General features: G+C 72.6%; 9 protein-coding genes and 1 CRISPR repeat array. Of the genes, 3 read left to right on the top strand and 6 right to left on the bottom strand.

Features of this window, described 5'->3' with window-relative positions; genetic code table 11:
• The first annotated feature begins 14 nt into the window (after window positions 1-14).
• Together LX15_RS09410 and LX15_RS33050 are read left to right on the top strand one after the other, a co-directional pair.
• On the top strand, window positions 15-347 hold the full coding sequence (locus tag LX15_RS09410; protein WP_253669133.1) for a hypothetical protein: 333 nt from the start codon (window positions 15-17) through the stop codon (window positions 345-347).
• A 190-nt stretch (window positions 348-537) separates the two neighbouring features.
• Window positions 538-1,626, top strand: a complete 1,089-nt coding sequence (locus tag LX15_RS33050; protein ID WP_253669134.1) for a helix-turn-helix domain-containing protein — start codon at window positions 538-540, stop codon at window positions 1,624-1,626.
• A gap of 893 nt (window positions 1,627-2,519) precedes the next feature.
• Here the strand turns inward: LX15_RS33050 and LX15_RS09420 are convergent.
• From LX15_RS09420 to LX15_RS09445, 6 genes are all read right to left on the bottom strand, one after another.
• On the bottom strand, window positions 2,520-3,674 hold the full coding sequence (locus LX15_RS09420) for a hypothetical protein (RefSeq protein ID WP_253669135.1): 1,155 nt from the start codon (window positions 3,672-3,674) through the stop codon (window positions 2,520-2,522).
• Window positions 3,671-4,246 (bottom strand): DUF4365 domain-containing protein, encoded by a 576-nt coding sequence (locus LX15_RS09425; RefSeq protein WP_253669136.1) that lies wholly within the window; start codon window positions 4,244-4,246, stop codon window positions 3,671-3,673. The genes LX15_RS09420 and LX15_RS09425 overlap by 4 nt, the downstream gene beginning before the upstream one ends.
• Before the next feature lie 289 nt (window positions 4,247-4,535).
• Window positions 4,536-5,654 (bottom strand): glycerate kinase, encoded by a 1,119-nt coding sequence (locus tag LX15_RS09430; protein WP_253669137.1) that lies wholly within the window; start codon window positions 5,652-5,654, stop codon window positions 4,536-4,538.
• Window positions 5,651-7,369 (bottom strand): glyoxylate carboligase, encoded by a 1,719-nt coding sequence (gcl, locus tag LX15_RS09435; protein ID WP_253669138.1) that lies wholly within the window; start codon window positions 7,367-7,369, stop codon window positions 5,651-5,653. Before gcl ends, LX15_RS09430 begins: the two co-directional genes overlap by 4 nt.
• 185 nt (window positions 7,370-7,554) lie before the next feature.
• Entirely contained in the window at window positions 7,555-8,475 is a 921-nt protein-coding gene (locus LX15_RS09440; RefSeq protein ID WP_308213437.1) for a 2-hydroxy-3-oxopropionate reductase, read from the bottom strand.
• A 12-nt stretch (window positions 8,476-8,487) separates the two neighbouring features.
• The gene (locus tag LX15_RS09445; protein WP_253669139.1) at window positions 8,488-9,333 is read right to left on the bottom strand and encodes a hydroxypyruvate isomerase family protein; all 846 of its coding nucleotides are present in this window, start codon (window positions 9,331-9,333) and stop codon (window positions 8,488-8,490) included.
• 373 nt (window positions 9,334-9,706) lie between these two features.
• Window positions 9,707-10,522: direct repeats of the CRISPR family, unit length 24 nt; unit sequence GACTCACCCCCGCGTGCGCGGGGA.
• A gap of 1,188 nt (window positions 10,523-11,710) precedes the next feature.
• Between LX15_RS09445 and LX15_RS09450 the strand changes: the two genes are divergently transcribed.
• Window positions 11,711-16,132 (top strand): HAD-IC family P-type ATPase, encoded by a 4,422-nt coding sequence (locus tag LX15_RS09450; RefSeq protein ID WP_253669140.1) that lies wholly within the window; start codon window positions 11,711-11,713, stop codon window positions 16,130-16,132.
• The last annotated feature ends 450 nt before the right edge of the window (window positions 16,133-16,582 follow it).

A 16,582-nucleotide genomic window follows, 5' to 3' on the forward strand; every position in this document is an offset into this window, starting at 1 on the left:
AGAGGAATCCACTGATGTCCCGGTTACGACGCAACGCGGCACTGCTCGTCTCGGGCCTGGCCGTTTCCGGTGGGCTCGTGTTCGTCGGCGGAGCCGGCGCCACGGCCTCGCCGGCGGCCCCGGCCAGCCCGGAGAAGGCGGCCGCAGTGTCCTGCACGATGTGGACCAGCAACAACGGCGGCAACGGTCACGCGTACGCCCGATGCCCCAACGTGGACGTCACGGTGACCGTGCGATGCGCCAACGGCGAGTCCTACACCAGCAAGCCCCAGTGGAAGTGGCAGGCCAACAGGGCGGACTGCCCGCGCGGGGTCGAGGCCGTGGGAATGCTGGCGCAAACCCGGTAGGACGACGTCCCGAAGTCTGTCGGGACCAGTGGCGTGCGGGGAGGCCCCGGGGTGTGTCCTCCCCGCACACCACCCCGGGCCAGGTGCGGATCGGTGCGGCGGGAACGGCCCCTGACGTTCGTCCGATGCCGGTGGTCGTGGTGCGCGGGACGGTCTTGCCGATCACGCAACTCCCCGGCAGGGTGAACGCGTGCCTGATCCCGTCGCCGCGCCGGACCCTCGATCAGCGCAGTCATCAGAGGAGTACGTCGCGGCGCTCCGCCGGCTCAAGGACCGGTCCGGGCTGACCTACCGGCAGATCGAGCGGCGCGCGGCGGAGGCCGGCGCGGCGCTGCCGCGAAGCACCGTCGCCTCGATGCTCAACCGCGGGAGCCTGCCCCGCGAGGAACTGGTCGTCTCGTTGGTGACGGCCTGTGGTGGAAGTCCGGACGAGGTAGCCGAGTGGGTGGAGGCCCGGCGTCGTCTCGCGTCGGCTCGGAACCAGCGGAACCAGGTGGACGGGATGGCCGAGAAGCGACCAGAAGGCGCCGGCGGCGACAGGGCCGACACGGCACCTGGCTCGTCAGCAGGGGACGGGCCGGCCCAGCCCATCGATGCCACACCCACGGATGCCGCGCCCGCGTCGCGAGCGACCGTCGGCGACGCCGGCCCGGTTCAATCCCGACGGCGGACCCGGCCGCTCGTCGTGCTCGCGATCGCCGTGCCGCTGGTCGTTCTCGCCGTCGCGGTCCCGATCGTGCTGACCACTCTCATGACCACGGAGGAGAAGGACGACGACCAGTCGCCGCCCGGGACGCACTCCTCGGCGGCCACGGCCGAGGTGACGGCGTCCATCGGACTCCCCGCTGGGCCCTACCGCATCCGCGCGGCGCACTCCGGGCTGTGCCTGTCCGAACGGCAGGGCGAGTCCAGCGGGCAGGTCCACCAGGCGCCGTGCGACATCGCGATGCCGAGGCTGTCCCTCGAACTGCGCAGTGCCGGCGTGTACCGGATCGCCACACAACACCCCGAGTTCGGGCCGGGATGCATGGGAGTGGCGAAGGGCGCGCGCGAGCCCGGGGCGGTCGTGGCCGACGACTACTGCGGCACCGGGGCCGCCGAGGAGTTCCGACTGGAGCCGGTCTCCACGTCCGGAACCGGGTTCCGACTCCGGCCCGTACACAGCGACCTGTGCCTCGGGGTGGCCGAAGCCTCGGACCAGGAGTGGGCGCCGGTGCTCCAACTCCCCTGCGAGCCGACAGCCCAGGGGCAGGTGTTCCAGTTCGAACCCGTGCGCTGAGCCGACCGGAGACTTCCCCTCCTGCCCGGGGAGGACCGACTACGGAGCTGACCAGGTGGAGGGGTCGGTTCGCCCCCGCGCGTGCGGGGGCGGCGCACGCTACGTGCGGTGATCTCCTGCGGCGCGCCCCCGCGTGAGCGGGGCCGTCTATGGGCAGGGCTCAGGGTTGGGATAGCTCCGATCAACGATGAGGAACCGTCCTGCGTGAACATCCAGACCATGTGGTCGTCCCTGAGCGGCTCGCGGCGGTGGTGTTGATCGGAAGATCGAACTGGGCAGTAGCGCGTCTCGTACTCGGCGGAGGCGACGTTCGTGATGTCGACGCCGGGGACTGCCAGAGATCACCCGCTCAGGGCGAATTCCCGCGCTCCACCCGCGAGAGCGACCATGGACCGGCCCGAACTGTCAGACCCCCGTGGGACGTTTGAAATGGGGGGTCCCCCTACTACAGGGCAGTAGGCACCCTCAGCCCGGGCCGCGCCTCCCCTCGTGAGCCATCACCAGGTGGGCAGTCGGACCTGAGGTGATCAATGCGCCTGAGGTAAGCCGTGCTGTCTCCGCTGCCAGTGGCGTTCGCCTTCCGCCTGGGACAGGGTGGGGCGGGTTCCGCTGGGCCGGGGCCGATAGAGCACCTGCGGTGGCCCGGAGAGGCCGAGCGGAACCCGCCCCGGTTGTCCGACCGACCGGGACCCGCCCCCGCATGCGCGGGAAGGACGGACTACGGGGCTGACCGGGTGGCGAGGTCGATTCGCCCCCCGCATCCGCGGGGAGTCACGCACGCTACCTGCGATTACCACCGGACAAGACGCCCCCGCGTGCGAGGGGCCGTCATGAGTGCTCCAAGTCGAGGAGCCACCGGACAAGACGCCCCCGCGTGCGCGGGACGTCAATGGTCAGGACTCAGGGTTCGGGTAGCTCCGGTCAACGAGGATGTCTCCGGTCAGCCGCCAGGCACCGCGTTCGAATACGAGATCCCCGGTGACAACGATGGGCCGCTTGCTCTGGTGCGCCCGAATAGCCCACTCATAATCCTCACCAGCCAGGGGAACGTGCACTTTTCGGGAACGACCGTTGACATGTGTCGACAGAACTATACTGGTCATTTCCTGGTGTTCATCGACAACTTCCTCGCGATTGAGCGTCCGCACGACGCCGACCAATGTCTCACGACGCGGCGGTTCCTCACGACGAACCAGTCTTTCGCGGACACGCGGTAGTCCAGCCATCGCATCGCGGTCGACGACGATGCGGGATGTGCTCACCGGTGGTCTCGGCTCGCCAGCCGCCCAGTCGAATGACAGATCGAGTGCGCGGAGCGCGTCCGGTTGGGTCAACTCCACCAGGGATTCCACCAGGCTCGCGCTGAGACCCAACTGGCCGGCGTGATCGAGGGCCTCCTCGTTCCACTCCAGAGCCAGTTGACGCGTCGAGGTCAGCCCCGTGGCCAGCGTCGTCATCACCTTGCGTGGGAACGGAACGGCTGGCGTTCCGTCCTCGTGGGGCGGTAGTGGGTCTCCGAGCCTGGTGACGACCGTGAACACGAAACTGCCGCGCTTGGTGTGCCCGAGACGGATGTCGTCCTCGAGGAATTCGGTGACGAGGGTGGAGCGCCGGCCCCGGTGGGAGTGGGTGGGATCGTCGGCTGTCGTCGCGGCGGCCCTCATCATCCGGAACAACGCGTCGAGGGTCGTCTCCGCCTGGCGGAACGGGATCGTCCCGTCGGTCATCTCCTGGTCCAGCCGCACGAAGAACAGGTCGGCGCGGGTGGCCGCGATGCGTTCGGCCAGTTGCTCCGGGTCCCAGTCGTAGATCAGGGCCAACGCCCTGAGGGTTTCGCGGAAACGCTGGGGGAAGTCGACGTAGTCCGTGGCCAGTGGCAGCATGATCCGACCGCGTGGCCCGTTCTCGCCGGGGAGCCGCCAGATCTCCTTGACGTCCTCGTGGCGGGTTTCCAACTGCCAGTCGTGGGTCGCCAGGTATTGCGACACGGCTGGTGGTGACAGGACGGAGGCGATGTCCCGGTAGCTGTCCAGCGAGGCACCGTTCACCACTGACCTCCGTCGCCGATGTTGCGCATGATCTCCTGAAGACCCTCGACATCGAACAGGTTACTTCTGGGTAAGCGCACCGTCTTGCTGGCTTTTCCGTCCTCGATCCCGCCCAGCCTGGACGCGTACTCGAAGTACATCCGGCCGGAGCTGCGCACGCCCTCCTCGGAGAGGTCCAGCATCCGATCAGGGCCCTCGGGGAGCAGCAGCACGCCCAGGAGCGCCAGGTTGTACCGCTTGGGGTGCACCAGCTTGAGGAACCGGTCGCGTGTCAACGTCCAGACCATGTGGTCGTCCCTGAGCAGCTCGCGCTGCGTCGTGCACTTGACCTGGAGCTCGAACTCGGGGCAGTAGTACGTCTCGTACTCGGCGGAGGCGGCGATCGTGATGTCGACGCCGTCGTAGTCGGTCGCGTGGCTCTTGATCGAACATCCGGCCGCCGCGGCGACCAGGTGCACGAAGGCCAGACTGAACTGCTCCAGTCGGGCCGATCTCGGAAGACCGCCGTCGATCCGCTCGACCACCGGGCGCCCCGGATGGCCGCCCTGTCCGTTGCCGTAGACGTCAGTCATGCACCCCTACCCTCGTCGGCCCAGGGAGGCTAAGCCGCGATCTTGTCGTGGCGCTAGAGAGTAGGGCCTCCTGAGAGGAGAGCGGCTGCGCACCTCTCCCCTCGCTCGCGAATATCCGCCGTGCCCTCGGCGCCTTCCTTCTGTTTGCCCCTGCCCTCAGCAGGGTGGGGCGGGTTCCGCTGGGCCGGGGCCGATAGAGCACCTGCGGTGGCCCGAAGGAGGCCGAGCGGAACCCGCCCCGGTTGTCCGGCCGACCGGTCGACGACGCAGTTACGGCCGGCCCGGACGTTCAGAGCAGCCACTCACGCGCGACCCGCGCGCCGAGTCGCCGGAGCAGCGGACCGGCCTGGGTGATGCACCGGGCCAGGTCCGGTTCGAGGTCGGTGAGCGGGTAGGCCCGTTCGACGCCGGCCCCCCGGAGCACGGCCCGGTCGACGGACACCTGACCGGCCACCGCCACCACGGGCACGCCGAGCGCGCGGGCGGCGGCGGCCAGGCCGGCGGGCGCCTTGCCGCGCAGCGTCTGCGCGTCGAGCGACCCCTCCCCCGTGACGGCCAGCCGAGCGCCGCTCAGCGCGGTCCGGACGTCGAGCAGGTCCAGGAGGAACTCCACGCCCGACCGGGGTTCCGCGCCCAGCACCGCGAGCGCGCCGAACCCCACACCACCGGCGGCCCCGGCCCCGGGCGCGCCCGTGAGGTCCCGGCCGACGACGCGCGTGACCAGTTCGGCCCACCGCCGCAGCCCGGCCTCCAGGACCGCGACGTCGGCCGGGGCGGCCCCCTTCTGCGGCCCGTAGACGGCGGCCGCCCCGGTCGGCCCGAGCAGCGGGTTGTCCACGTCGGTGGCGAGCACGAACCGGGTGCTCGCCACCGCCGGGTGCAACCCGGAGAGATCCAGCTCGGCGGCGCGGGCCAACGCCGCCCCGCCCGGGCCGACCGGCCGGCCGGCCTCGTCGACCAGCCGAGCGCCCAGCGCGCGCACCATGCCGGCCCCGCCGTCGGTGCCCGCGCTGCCGCCGAGGCCGAGCACCACGGTGTGGCACCCGGCCGTCAGCGCCGCCCTGATCACCTCGCCGGTCCCCTGGCTGCTCGCGGTCAGCGGGGCCGGGCCGTCGGGCAGTCGCCGCAGGCCGGAGGCGTCGGCCAGCTCGACCACGGCGGTGCCGTCGCGTTCGGCGTAGGCGGTGTCGAGCGGGCGGCCGGTCGGCCCTGCCGCCCGCACCGGCACCCGGCGGAAGCCCGCCGAGAGCGCCGCCTCCAGCGTGCCGTCACCGCCGTCGGCGATCGGGGCGAGCCGCACCTCGACGTCCGGGGCGACCTCGGCGATGCCGGCGGCGAGATGCGTGGCCACCTCCCTGGCGGTCAGCGATCCCTTGAACTTGTCCGGGGCGACGACAACGTGGTTCATGACGACAGCATGCCCGGGTGCGGCACCGGTTCCGGCTCGGTGATCTGGTCGATGCGGACGCCGCCGGCGATGTCGGCCTCACGTTCGATCATCACCTCGACCAGCACCGGTCGGCTGGTCCGTTCGGCCTCCTTGCGGGCCCAGTCCAGCGCGCCGCGGATGTCGTCGGGCTCGGTGACCCGGCGGCCGGAGCAGCCGTAGGCCTCCATGATCTTGACGTTGTCCGAGCCGACCTGGTCGTAGTGGATGTCCACCTGGTAGTTCATGTCGTAGCCCCGCTCGGCGTGGCGGATCAGGCCGAGGTACTCGTTGTTGAGCATGACGAGCACGAACGGGACGTCGTACTGGGCGGCCACCGCCAGCTCCTCCACGAGGAACTGGAAGGAGTAGTCGCCCACGACGCCCACCACCTCGGCGTCCGGCCGGGCCTTCTTCACGCCGATCGCGGCCGGGATCTCCCAGCCGAGCGGCCCCGCCTGCCCGCAGACCTGGTAGTGCCGGGGCAGGAACGTCTCCTGGAACTGGCCGGACCAGATCTGGTAGAGCCCGATCGCGGTGACGAAGTAGGTCTCGGGGCCGAACGTCTCGTTGATCTCCTTGAACACGCGGTGGGGCTTGATCGGGACGCCGGGCAGGTCCAGCGGCCGGGTCAGGGTCCGCCGCAGCTCGGCGACCCTGGCCGGCCACGCTCCGGCCGGTCGGCCCGCGTCGCGTCGGCGGGCGGCGGCCAGCAGCGCCTCCAGGAAGAGCCGGGCGTCGGAGACCACGCCGAGGTCCGGCCCGAACACCCTGCCGATCTGGGTCGGCTCGACGTCGACGTGGACGAACACGCGGTCGCCCCGGTAGACGTCGAGCTGGCCGGTGTGCCGGTCGCCGAAGCGGGCGCCCACCGCCAGCACGAAGTCGGACTCCAGGAACGAGGCGTTGCCGTACCGCTGATGGGTCTGGATGCCGGTCATGCCGGCGAACAGGCGGTGGTTCTCCGGGATCGCGCCCTTGCCCATCAACGTGACCTGCACGGGGACGTTGAGGTACTCCGCGAGCGCGAGCAGGGCGTCCGACGCGTTGGCGAGGATCACGCCGCCGCCGGCCAGGATCAGGGGGCGTTCGGCGGCGAGCAACAGGTCCAACGCCCGTTCGACGCGCGGCTGGTGCGGCTCGACGGCGGCCACCGGCAGCGGCGCGTCGATGGTGGCGTCCCACGGGATGCGCTGGCGGGCGACGTCGAGCGGGATGTCGATGAGCACGGGGCCGGGGCGGCCGGAGCGGGCGACGCGGAACGCCTCGCGGAAGATCCACGGCGCCTGCGCGGCCTCCTTGATCTGCACCGCCCACTTGGTGACCGGCCGGGCGATCTCCACGATGTCGACGGCCTGGAACGCCTCCTGGTGCAGCTTGGTGCTCACCGCCTGACCGGTGACGCAGATGATGGGGACGGAGTCGGCCATGGCCGTGTACAGGCCGGTGATCATGTTCGTTCCGGCTGGGCCGGACGTGCCGATCGCGACGCCGACGCCGCCGGTGGTCCTGGCCCAGCCGTCGGCCATGTGGGTCGCGCCCTCCTCGTGCCGCACGACGAGGTGTTCGATCGTCCCGTCCTGCTCCAGAGCCTTGTAGAGCGGGAGGATCGCGGCGCCGGGGCAGCCGAACGCGGTGGTGACACCCTCGGATCTGAGGACGTCGACGACCGCCTGCATGGCGGGGATCTCGGGCATGGTGGTAGACACCTTTCGGGGAGCGGGCGGCCGGCTGCTCGGTGCTTGGCCGGCGCGAGGCTGGCCGGCCGCCCGCGACCTGTGTGACGGGTGGGTGTCGTGGACGCGCGACGCACCGCGCCGCTCGCGGCGAGGCTCGTGCCGGCGCGTCCGATGGTTTCCCTAGTCCTACTGGGAAAAACGGCTCACTCAGGCATGTCGTGCTCGTCGTGGGTGTCGTGTCCGGAGAAGCGCTCGACGACCTTGAGCAACGCGGAGTGGTCGAGCGACCCGTACCCCATCGACCGGGCGGCCTGGACGAGCTGGGCGACCACGCCACCGACGGGCAGCGCGACCTCGGCCTGACGGGCCGCCGCCAGCACGATGCCCATGTCCTTGTGGTGCAGGTCGATCCGGAAGCCCGGCTGGAACCGTCGGGCGACCATGGACTCCCGTTTGAGGTCGAGGATGCGGTTGGCGGCGAGACCGCCGGCGAGCACGTCCAGACCCGCCTTCGCGTCCACACCGGACGCTTCCAGCAAGACGATCGCCTCGCTGACGAGGGCGTAGATCCCGCCGACGACGAGCTGGTTGGCCGCCTTCACGACCTGACCGGCCCCGGACGGTCCCACGTGGACGATCGTCTTGCCCAGCGCGTCGAACAGTGGCTTGGCCCTAGCGAAGTCGGCCTCGTCCCCACCGACCATGATGGACAGCGTGGCCTGGCGCGCGCCGGCCTCACCGCCGGAGACCGGGGCGTCCAGCGCGCGGAGCCCGCGTTCGGCGGCCGCCGAGGCGACCCGTTGGGAGGTCTCCGGGCGAACCGTGCTCATGTCGATCAGCAACGTGCCGGGCGTGGCCGTGTCAAGGACGCCGCCCTCCCCCAGCACGACCTGCTCGACGTGCGGGTCGGCGGGCAACATCGTGATGACGACCTCGGCTCCGGCGACGGCGTCGGCCACGCTCGTGGCGGCCCGGCCGCCGGCGTTCGCCAACCTGGTCACCGCCTCGGTGTTGAGGTCGTACCCCGCGACCCGGTGACCGGCGGCCACCAGGTGCGCGGCCATGGGCGAGCCCATGATGCCGAGGCCGACGAATCCCACTGTCGTTCCGGACTGGGTGGTCACTGCGTGCCTCCGTCAGATGCTGTGCGCCCGGGAGCTGGCGCGCCGGTCGTGGGGCAACCAGGTGAAGCTGTCGGCGCTCGCGCCGCTGGGGCGGTATTCGAGACCGACGTGGCCCGGGTAGCCGTGGGCGGTGAGCAGGGCGAGCTGGCCGGCGAGGTCGAGTTCGCCGGTTCCCGGCTCGTGGCGTCCAGGTGCGTCGGCGATCTGCACGTGCCCGACGCGGTCGGCGTGGGCGGTGATCGCGCGGACGGCGTCGTCACCGTTGGCCGCGAGGTGGTACAGGTCGAGCAACAGGCGCAGGTGGTTGTCTACTGTGGACTCCCGTTCGACGCGCTCGATGACCGCGACGGCGTCGTCGGCGGTCAGCAGGGGGTATCGCGGCGCGCCGCTCACCGGTTCGACCAGGACGACGCCGCCGATCCGTTCGACCGCCCTCGCCGCCAGCGCCAGGTTCTCCGCCGCCAGAGCGTCCTGTTCCTCGGGGGCGACACCGGCGATCCGATTGCCGTAGAGGGCGTTGAAGGCACGACAGCCGAGTTGGTCGCCCACCGCCACCACGACGTCGATGTTGTCGCGGAACTCCTCGGCCCTGCCTGGCCAGGACACCAGCCCCCGGTCGCCGCCCGGCATGTCGCCGGCGAAGAAGTTCAGCCCCACCAGGCGGACGCCCGCGTCGCGGACCGCGCGGACGAAGGCGTCGACCTGGCGGTCGTCGGGCACGGCGGTGTCGAACGGCCACCAGAACTCCACGGCGTCGAATCCGGCGGCCCGGGCCGCGGCCGGGCGCTCCAGCAGGGGCAGCTCGGTGAACAGGATCGACAGGTTGACGTCGAACCGGACGTCGGGCGGGAACACCACGCGCCCTCCTCGTGTCCACATCTTCCACATCTTCCACATATCGGAAAACTAATTTTGTTGTGCGGAAGTGACGGTAGGGCGGGCGCGCGACACCGTCAAGGTCCCGTGAGCGGTCGCCGACAGCCGAGAACGGAGAACGGCGGACCGGGTGGAACGCAACGACGGCGCGACTCTCCACGAGCAGGCTCGCCGCCACCTCGCCACCTGTGGATCAGCCGACAAACCTCCAGGCACCCGAAGCCGTTCGGGAACGTCGCTCCAGCTCACCGACCTCGAACGCACCGGACATGCGATCGGGAACCCGCTGAGCACCTCGCCCCAGCACACGAGGAACACGACACGGCCCGGAACCCCCAACCGCATGGTGTACGTCGACTCACCCCCGCGTGCGCGGGGAGGACGTCGGCGGCAGAACTCACGCGGCGGTGGGCATGGACTCACCCCCGCGTGCGCGGGGAAGACCGCTACAGCGTCCCTGCTATCGCCGATCTCATCGACTCACCCCCGCGTGCGCGGGGAGGACTCGTCGTCGCCAGGCTCGTGGTGGTGGCGGCTGGACTCACCCCCGCGGGCGCGGGGAGGACGGGGCTGGAACTCTCAGAGCGACTGGGTCAGTCGACTCACCCCTGCGGGCGCGGGGAAGACAACTGCACGGCGGCCACGTCCCGGCCACGGGCCGACTCACCCCCGCGTGCGCGGGGGAAGACTCCATGTCCATCCACGCCTCGCCAGGCATCTCCGACTCACCCCTGCGGGCGCGGGGAGGACGTCGGCGGCAGAACTCACGCGGCGGTGGGCATGGACTCACCCCCGCGTGCGCGGGGAGGACGTCGGCGGCAGAACTCACGCGGCGGTGGGCATGGACTCACCCCCGCGTGCGCGGGGAAGACTGGACACCGACCCCGTCGCGGTGCGGCATGACCACTCACCCCCGCGTGCGCGGGGAAGACCGCTACAGCGTCCCTGCTATCGCCGATCTCATCGACTCACCCCCGCGTGCGCGGGGAGACCGACATTGCCCCCGGGCACAGAGCGCAGCATCCGACTCACCCCCGCGTGCGCGGGGAAGACCGCAGCGGTCTCCCGCGTGATCGGGAACTCCCGGACTCACCCCCGCGTGCGCGGGGAAGACCATGCGGTGTCCCGACAGATCCCGATCGCGCGAGACTCACCCCCGCGTGCGCGGGGAAGACCCTTCGTGAGCTGGGGCGTCAGGGGCGCGTTATTGATTCTTGACCTTGGGGCGGCATGGGACGCACCTTCCTGGGCGTGCCTGGCGAGGTCGGGTCGGTGATCTGTTGTGGCAGGTCGGAAGTAGATCACGACAAGTACGGCCGTGGGGAGGACGAGCGTGATCCACACGCAGTACGCCCCGGAGAGAACTCACCCGCACGCGCGGGGAGGACGCTCTGAGGGTGCGTGTCTCCAGAGGACCGGCCGACTCACCCCTGCGGCAGGCGCGGGGAGCACGGTACGTCGGTGCAGGTCTGTGGCCTGTCGCCGGACTTACCCCAGTGGGTGCGGGACGACTGCGATTCCGCCGGAAACACTGGGAGAAGGCCGACCCACCTCCGCCGCAGGCGTAATGAGGGCTCCCATCCGGTGTCGGCCAGGACTGCGGCCGCCGACTCACCCCCGCGTGCGCGGGGAAGACGGCGCGGACGCCACGTTCGGGGCCGCGTCGGGCGACTCACCCCCGCAAGCGTGGGGAGGACCTCATCACCAATGACTCGGCCGCCGCAGCATGGGACTCACCCCCAGGTGCGGGGAAGACCTGGGCTCTGGGGTGCCCCAGCGAATCAGCACCGACTCACCCCGCGGGCGCAGGGAGGACCCCGTGCCCCCATACCAACAGCGCGACCGGCTGGGGCCCACCCCTGCGGGCGCGGGGAAGACGCCGAGCAGGGCGAGCGTCCCCGCAGCGTTGCCGACTCACCCCCGCAGGCGCGGGGAGGACGGGTTGATGCACCCGAACTGTCGGCACACGGTCGACTCACCCCGCGGGCGTGGGGAGGACTCCGCGATCGGCACGTCGTCGGCCAGCCCGAGCGACTCACCCCTGCGGGCGCGGGGAGGACATCTCGACGCTGCCCGTCGGCACCTATCAGCGAGATTCACCCCTGCGGGCGTGGGGAGGACCCTTCGTGAGCTGGGGCGTCAGGGTGCGTTTTCGATTCTTGGCCTTGAGGGCGGCGTGGGGGTCGCACCTCGCTGGAGTGGCCGGCGGGGTCCGGTCGGTGATCTGTTGTGGCAGGTCGGGAGTAGATCACGACCAGCGTGGCCGTGGGGTGATCGGGACAGGGGGCGGGAGCGCTTAGCCGAGGCGTGCGCAGGGAACCCCAGGGGTCCAAGTGACGATCTCGGCGGACGGGGTGACATGGGCACACGTGACACGCGCGCGTCCGATCCACTCGACACCCTGGGTGCGCTCGCCAGGCAGGTCGCCGGGGCCACCCTGGACTACCTGGGTCGTCCGAGGAACAAGGTGTGGTCCTGCCCTGGTCGGCTGCACGTCGAGGCGCACGGTGTGCACGGGCCGGATGGCGAGCGCGTGGCCCACCGCATCGAGCGGCTGCTCGAACGGCACCCCGGTGTGCTGTGGGCGCGGGTCAACGCGCCGGCGTCCCGGGTGATCATCGCGGTCACGGACCCGCCGCCCCGCACGGCGGAGCTGGTGCGGATCGTGGCGAGGGCGGAGGCGGAGCCGGCCAACCGCGCGGAGGAGATGGCCGAGGACGAGCTGCACCACCCGGCGGACGGCACCGCGGGCACCCGCGTCCTGCCGACCCTGGCGGTGGACGCCGTGGGCCTGGCCCTGTCGGCGGTCACCCGGCTGTTGCCGTTCACCCCGCTGCCCACCGAGCTGGCCGGGCTGATCTCGGCGGTGGACCTGCACCCGAGGCTGCGCGAGGGCGCGGCCCGTCGGCTGCGCGGCCACGAGCGCGCCGATTCGGTGACGTCGATGGCGGCCGCGCTGGTGCACGGCCTGGCCACCGGGGGCGCGGGGACCGTCCTGGACGTGGCCCAGCGGGTGGCCCAGTGGCGGGAGGCCCGCGCGCACCAGGCCGCCTGGTGCCGCGCGGAGAACGAGCTGATCCGAGGGCCGGACGACGCCGGCGCGCAGCCGATGCCCGTCGCACGGGGCGGCGCGCCCGTGGAGGGTCCGGCCGAGCGGTACGCGCGCCGCGTCCTGGCCGCCGGGTCGGCCGCGTCGGCCCTCACCACGCCGCTGCTCGGCCCGCGCCGGGCGGCCGCGCTCGGCCTGGCCGCGCTGCCGAAGGCCACCGACGCCGGTCGCGCCGCCTTCGCCGCGCACCTGGGCCGGGTCCTGGCCCGGCGGGGGACGTTGGCCATGGACAGGGCGGTGCTGCGGCGGCTCGACGTCGTCGACACGGTGGTGATCGACGAGACGGCGCTCCGCACGGGGCGGTCGGTCCTCACGGACCTCGTCCCCCTCCCCGAGGTCGAGATCGGGCAGGTCACCGAGCACGCGTTCCGGCTCTTCGACGCCGACGCCCCCACCGAGGTGCGCCACGGGGACGGCTGGGTCCTGGGGCCGGTCGACGAGCTGGACCTCCAGGGCCGGAAGGGTGTGCGGGAACGGCGACGCCTGACGGAGCGCGGAGCGACCACCGTGCTCGGCCTGGCCGAGGGCCGGCGGCTCCAGGCGGTGCTGGCGGCCACCGAGGAGGTCGCCCCCGGCATGCAGGCCGTGGCGGCGGCCACCAGGCGGGCGGGGCTGCGGCTGCTCGTGGCGTCGAGCCAACCGAACCGGGACCCCGGGTTCGCCGACGAGGTGATCCCGCACGACGGCCATCTCGTGCGCGCGGTGGGTCGGCTCCAGGAGGCCGGCCACGTCGTGCTGCTGCTCTCCGCCGACCGGCACGCCCTCGCCAGGGCCGACTGCGGGGTCGGGGTGCACCGGAAGGGCACGCCGCCGCCGTGGGGCGCGCACCTGATCGTGGGCGCCGACCTGGAGGCCGCGGTGCTGGTGGTGGAGGCGGTCGCGGCCGCGCGCCAGGTGACCAGGGACGGGACGCGGCTGTCCCAGATCTCGACCGGCATCGGCACGGTGTTGGCGCTGCGGGGCGGGCAGGCGCAGCCCTCGGCGGCCAGCCTGCGCGCGGTCAACACCGGCGCGGCGCTCGCGTTCGCCGACGGCCTGTGGCGGGCCCACCAGCTCCACACGCGGCAGTCGACGCCGGTGGTCGGGGACACGCCGTGGCACCTGATGCCGCCGGAGGCGGTGTTGCGCCATCTGCGCAGCGGGTCGGACGGGCTCTCCGCCGAGGAGGTCCGGCGGCGCTGGCGGGCCACCGGTGGACGGCCGTCGCTGGGCACGAGCCTGGGCAGCGCGTTCCTGGAGGAGTTGGCCAACCCGCTCACGCCGGTGCTGGCCGGCGGCGCCGCGTTGTCCGCCGCGGTCGGCTCGCCGGCCGACGCCGCGCTCGTGGCGGGGGTCGTGGTGCTCTCGGCGTGGATCGGCACGATCCAGCGGGTGCGCACCGACCGGGCGCTCGCCGACCTGTTGGCGCGCTCGGCCGTCGGGGCGAAGGTCCGCAGGGACGGGGTCGAACGCGTGGTCACGGCCGAGGAGCTCGTCAGCGGGGACGTGGTCCTGCTGGCGGCCGGGGACGTGGTGCCGGCGGACTGCCGGCTGGTGGAGGCGTCCGGGCTGGAGGTGGACGAGTCGTCGCTGACCGGCGAGTCGCTGCCGGTGGCGAAGGACCCCGCCCCCGTGGTGGCCGCGGACCTGGCCGAGCGCCGGTCGATGCTCTACGAGGGGACGACGGTCGCGGCCGGCCACGCCACGGCCGTGGTGGTGGCCACCGGCGAGGCCACCGAGGTCGGGCGGAGCATGGCGGCGGCCCGGCAGGGCGCGCCGACCACCGGGGTGGAGGCGCGTCTGGGGTCGCTGGGCCGGATGAGCGTGCCGCTGGCGGTGGGGTCGGCGGCGGCGGTCTCCGGCGCCGGGCTGCTGCGGGGCGCTCCGCTGCGCGACACCCTCGGCGCGGCGGTGAACCTCGCGGTGGCGTCGGTGCCGGAGGGGTTGCCGTTCCTGGTCAACGCCGCGCAGCTCGCGGCGGCGCGACGGCTGGCCGACCGGGGCGCGCTGGTGCGCAACCCGCGCACGATCGAGGCGCTGGGCCGGGTGGACGTGTTGTGCTTCGACAAGACCGGCACGCTGACCGAGGGCCGGCTGCGGCTCAGCGAGGTCGACGACGGGCGCAGGACGCGGCCGCTCGACCAGCTCGACAGTCCACTGAGGACAGTCCTGGCGGCGGGGCTGCGGGCCACGCCGCAGGCGGAGCGGCCCGAGGAGCTGGCGCACCACACCGACAGGGCCGTGGTGGAGGGCGCCCGCGCCGCACGGGTCGATCTGACCACGGCGGCCAGGGGCTGGCGCAAGGTCGAGACGGTGCCGTTCGAGCCGTCGCGGGGCTACCACGCGAGCGTGGGCCGGGCCAACGGGCACCTGCTGCTGAGCGTCAAGGGGGCGCCCGAGGTGATCCTCCCCCGCTGCCGGCGTCAGGGGGTCGGCGACGACCAGCGGCCGCTGGACGAGCGGGGCCGGCGCACGCTCGCGCAGCGGGCCGAGCGGTTGGCGGGGGCCGGCCGACGGGTGCTGGCCGTCGCCGAGAACCGGGGTTCCCGCGTGGCCGACGACGCCGGGGAGGACCTGGACGACCTGACCTTCCTCGGTTTCCTCACCCTGGCCGACCCCGTGCGGGGCAGCGCGGCCCCGGCCGCGGCGAAGCTGCGCGAGGCCGGCGTGCAGATCGTGATGGTCACCGGCGACCACCCGGCGACGGCCGACGCGATCGCCGCCACCGTCCGCTCCGACGGCGACGAGGGCCGCGTGGTCACCGGGGCGGAGATCGACGAACTCGACGACAGGGCGCTGGACGAGCTGCTGCCCACAGTGGACGTGATCGCCCGGTGCAGCCCCAGCCAGAAGGTCCGGATCATCCAGGCGTACCAACGGTTGGGCCGCGTCGTGGCGATGACCGGCGACGGCGCCAACGACGCGCCGGCGATCCGGTTGGCCGACGTCGGGATCGCGCTCGGCCGGCGCGGCACGCCGGCGGCCAGGGCCGCGGCCGACCTGGTGGTCACCGACGACCGGTTGGAGACGGTCATCGCCGCCCTGGTCGAGGGCAGGGCGATGTGGTCGTCCGTGCGTAAGGCCCTCGCGGTGCTGATCGGCGGCAACCTCGGCGAGATCGCGTTCACCGTGCTCGGCGCGGCGATCACCGGGCGGTCGCCCCTCAACGCCCGCCAGTTGTTGCTGGTCAACCTGCTCACGGACCTCGCGCCCGCGCTGGCGATCGCCCTGCGGCCACCGCCGGTCGCCGAAGCCAGGGCCGAGTTGCTGCGGGAGGGGCCCGACACGTCGCTGGGCGTGGCGCTGAACCGGGACGTCGCCCTGCGCGCGGCGATCACCACGCTCGGCGCGACCGGCGCGTGGGTGGCCGCGCGGCTGACGGGCCGGTCGCGACGGGCCAGCACCGTGGCGCTGGCCGCGCTGGTCGGCACGCAGCTCGGCCAGACCGTGGTCACCGGAGGACTGGACAGGAAGGTGATCGGGGCGGGCCTGGGCTCGGCCGCGGTGCTCGCGGCGGCCATCCAGACCCCCGGCGTCAGCCGGTTCTTCGGGTGCACGCCGCTCGGCCCGGTGGGTTGGGGCATCGCGGGGACCAGCGCGACGACCGCGAGCCTGCTGGGCGCCCTGCTCGGAGGACCGCTGCGGTGGGCGGTTCCGCGCCTGGAGGCCCGACCGCCGGAACGGCCGAAGTGACGTGAGGCCAGAGCCTCCCCTACGCGAGACCCCGGCCGAACCAGCAACGGACACGAGCGCGTCCCGCGCCGGGCTGAACCACGGCCCCTCGCCCGCACCTGCCCCTTGTTGGGCCGAGGACCCGTGACGGCCGTCGCTGCTAGCTTGAGTCTCAACCTGGCGGCTGATGGCCCACACCCCAGTTGATCACGAGCGAAGCCGGTTCGCCATCGAGCACACCGTCCGCGTGCTCCAACAGATCCTCGGCTGGACCACCCCGGAACTCCGCTCACTGGCGGCAGACGACCGCTGGGCCTGGCTGCTGATCGCCACCGACACCACACTCCGCCTCGCCCGCGGCCTCAACAGCCGATCCACGCCGCCCGTGGGAGAAGCCCTGAGAGAAGCCCTGAGAGAAGCCCGTCGCGGCGCACCGCCCGTCCCCGGCCCGGGTCTGAGACGTCCGGCTGA

The organism is Streptoalloteichus tenebrarius, assembly GCF_024171885.1.
GTDB lineage: Bacteria > Actinomycetota > Actinomycetes > Mycobacteriales > Pseudonocardiaceae > Streptoalloteichus > Streptoalloteichus tenebrarius.

What these genes read in the sequence shown, in the direction of transcription:
- LX15_RS09410 (WP_253669133.1), top strand. Translation starts at nt 15, where the DNA reads ATGTCCCGGTTACGACGCAACGCGGCACTGCTCGTCTCGGGCCTGGCC.
- LX15_RS09450 (WP_253669140.1), top strand. Translation starts at nt 11,711, where the DNA reads ATGGGCACACGTGACACGCGCGCGTCCGATCCACTCGACACCCTGGGT.
- LX15_RS09430 (WP_253669137.1), bottom strand. Translation starts at nt 5,654, where the DNA reads ATGAACCACGTTGTCGTCGCCCCGGACAAGTTCAAGGGATCGCTGACC.
- gcl (WP_253669138.1), bottom strand. Translation starts at nt 7,369, where the DNA reads ATGCCCGAGATCCCCGCCATGCAGGCGGTCGTCGACGTCCTCAGATCC.
- LX15_RS09425 (WP_253669136.1), bottom strand. Translation starts at nt 4,246, where the DNA reads ATGACTGACGTCTACGGCAACGGACAGGGCGGCCATCCGGGGCGCCCG.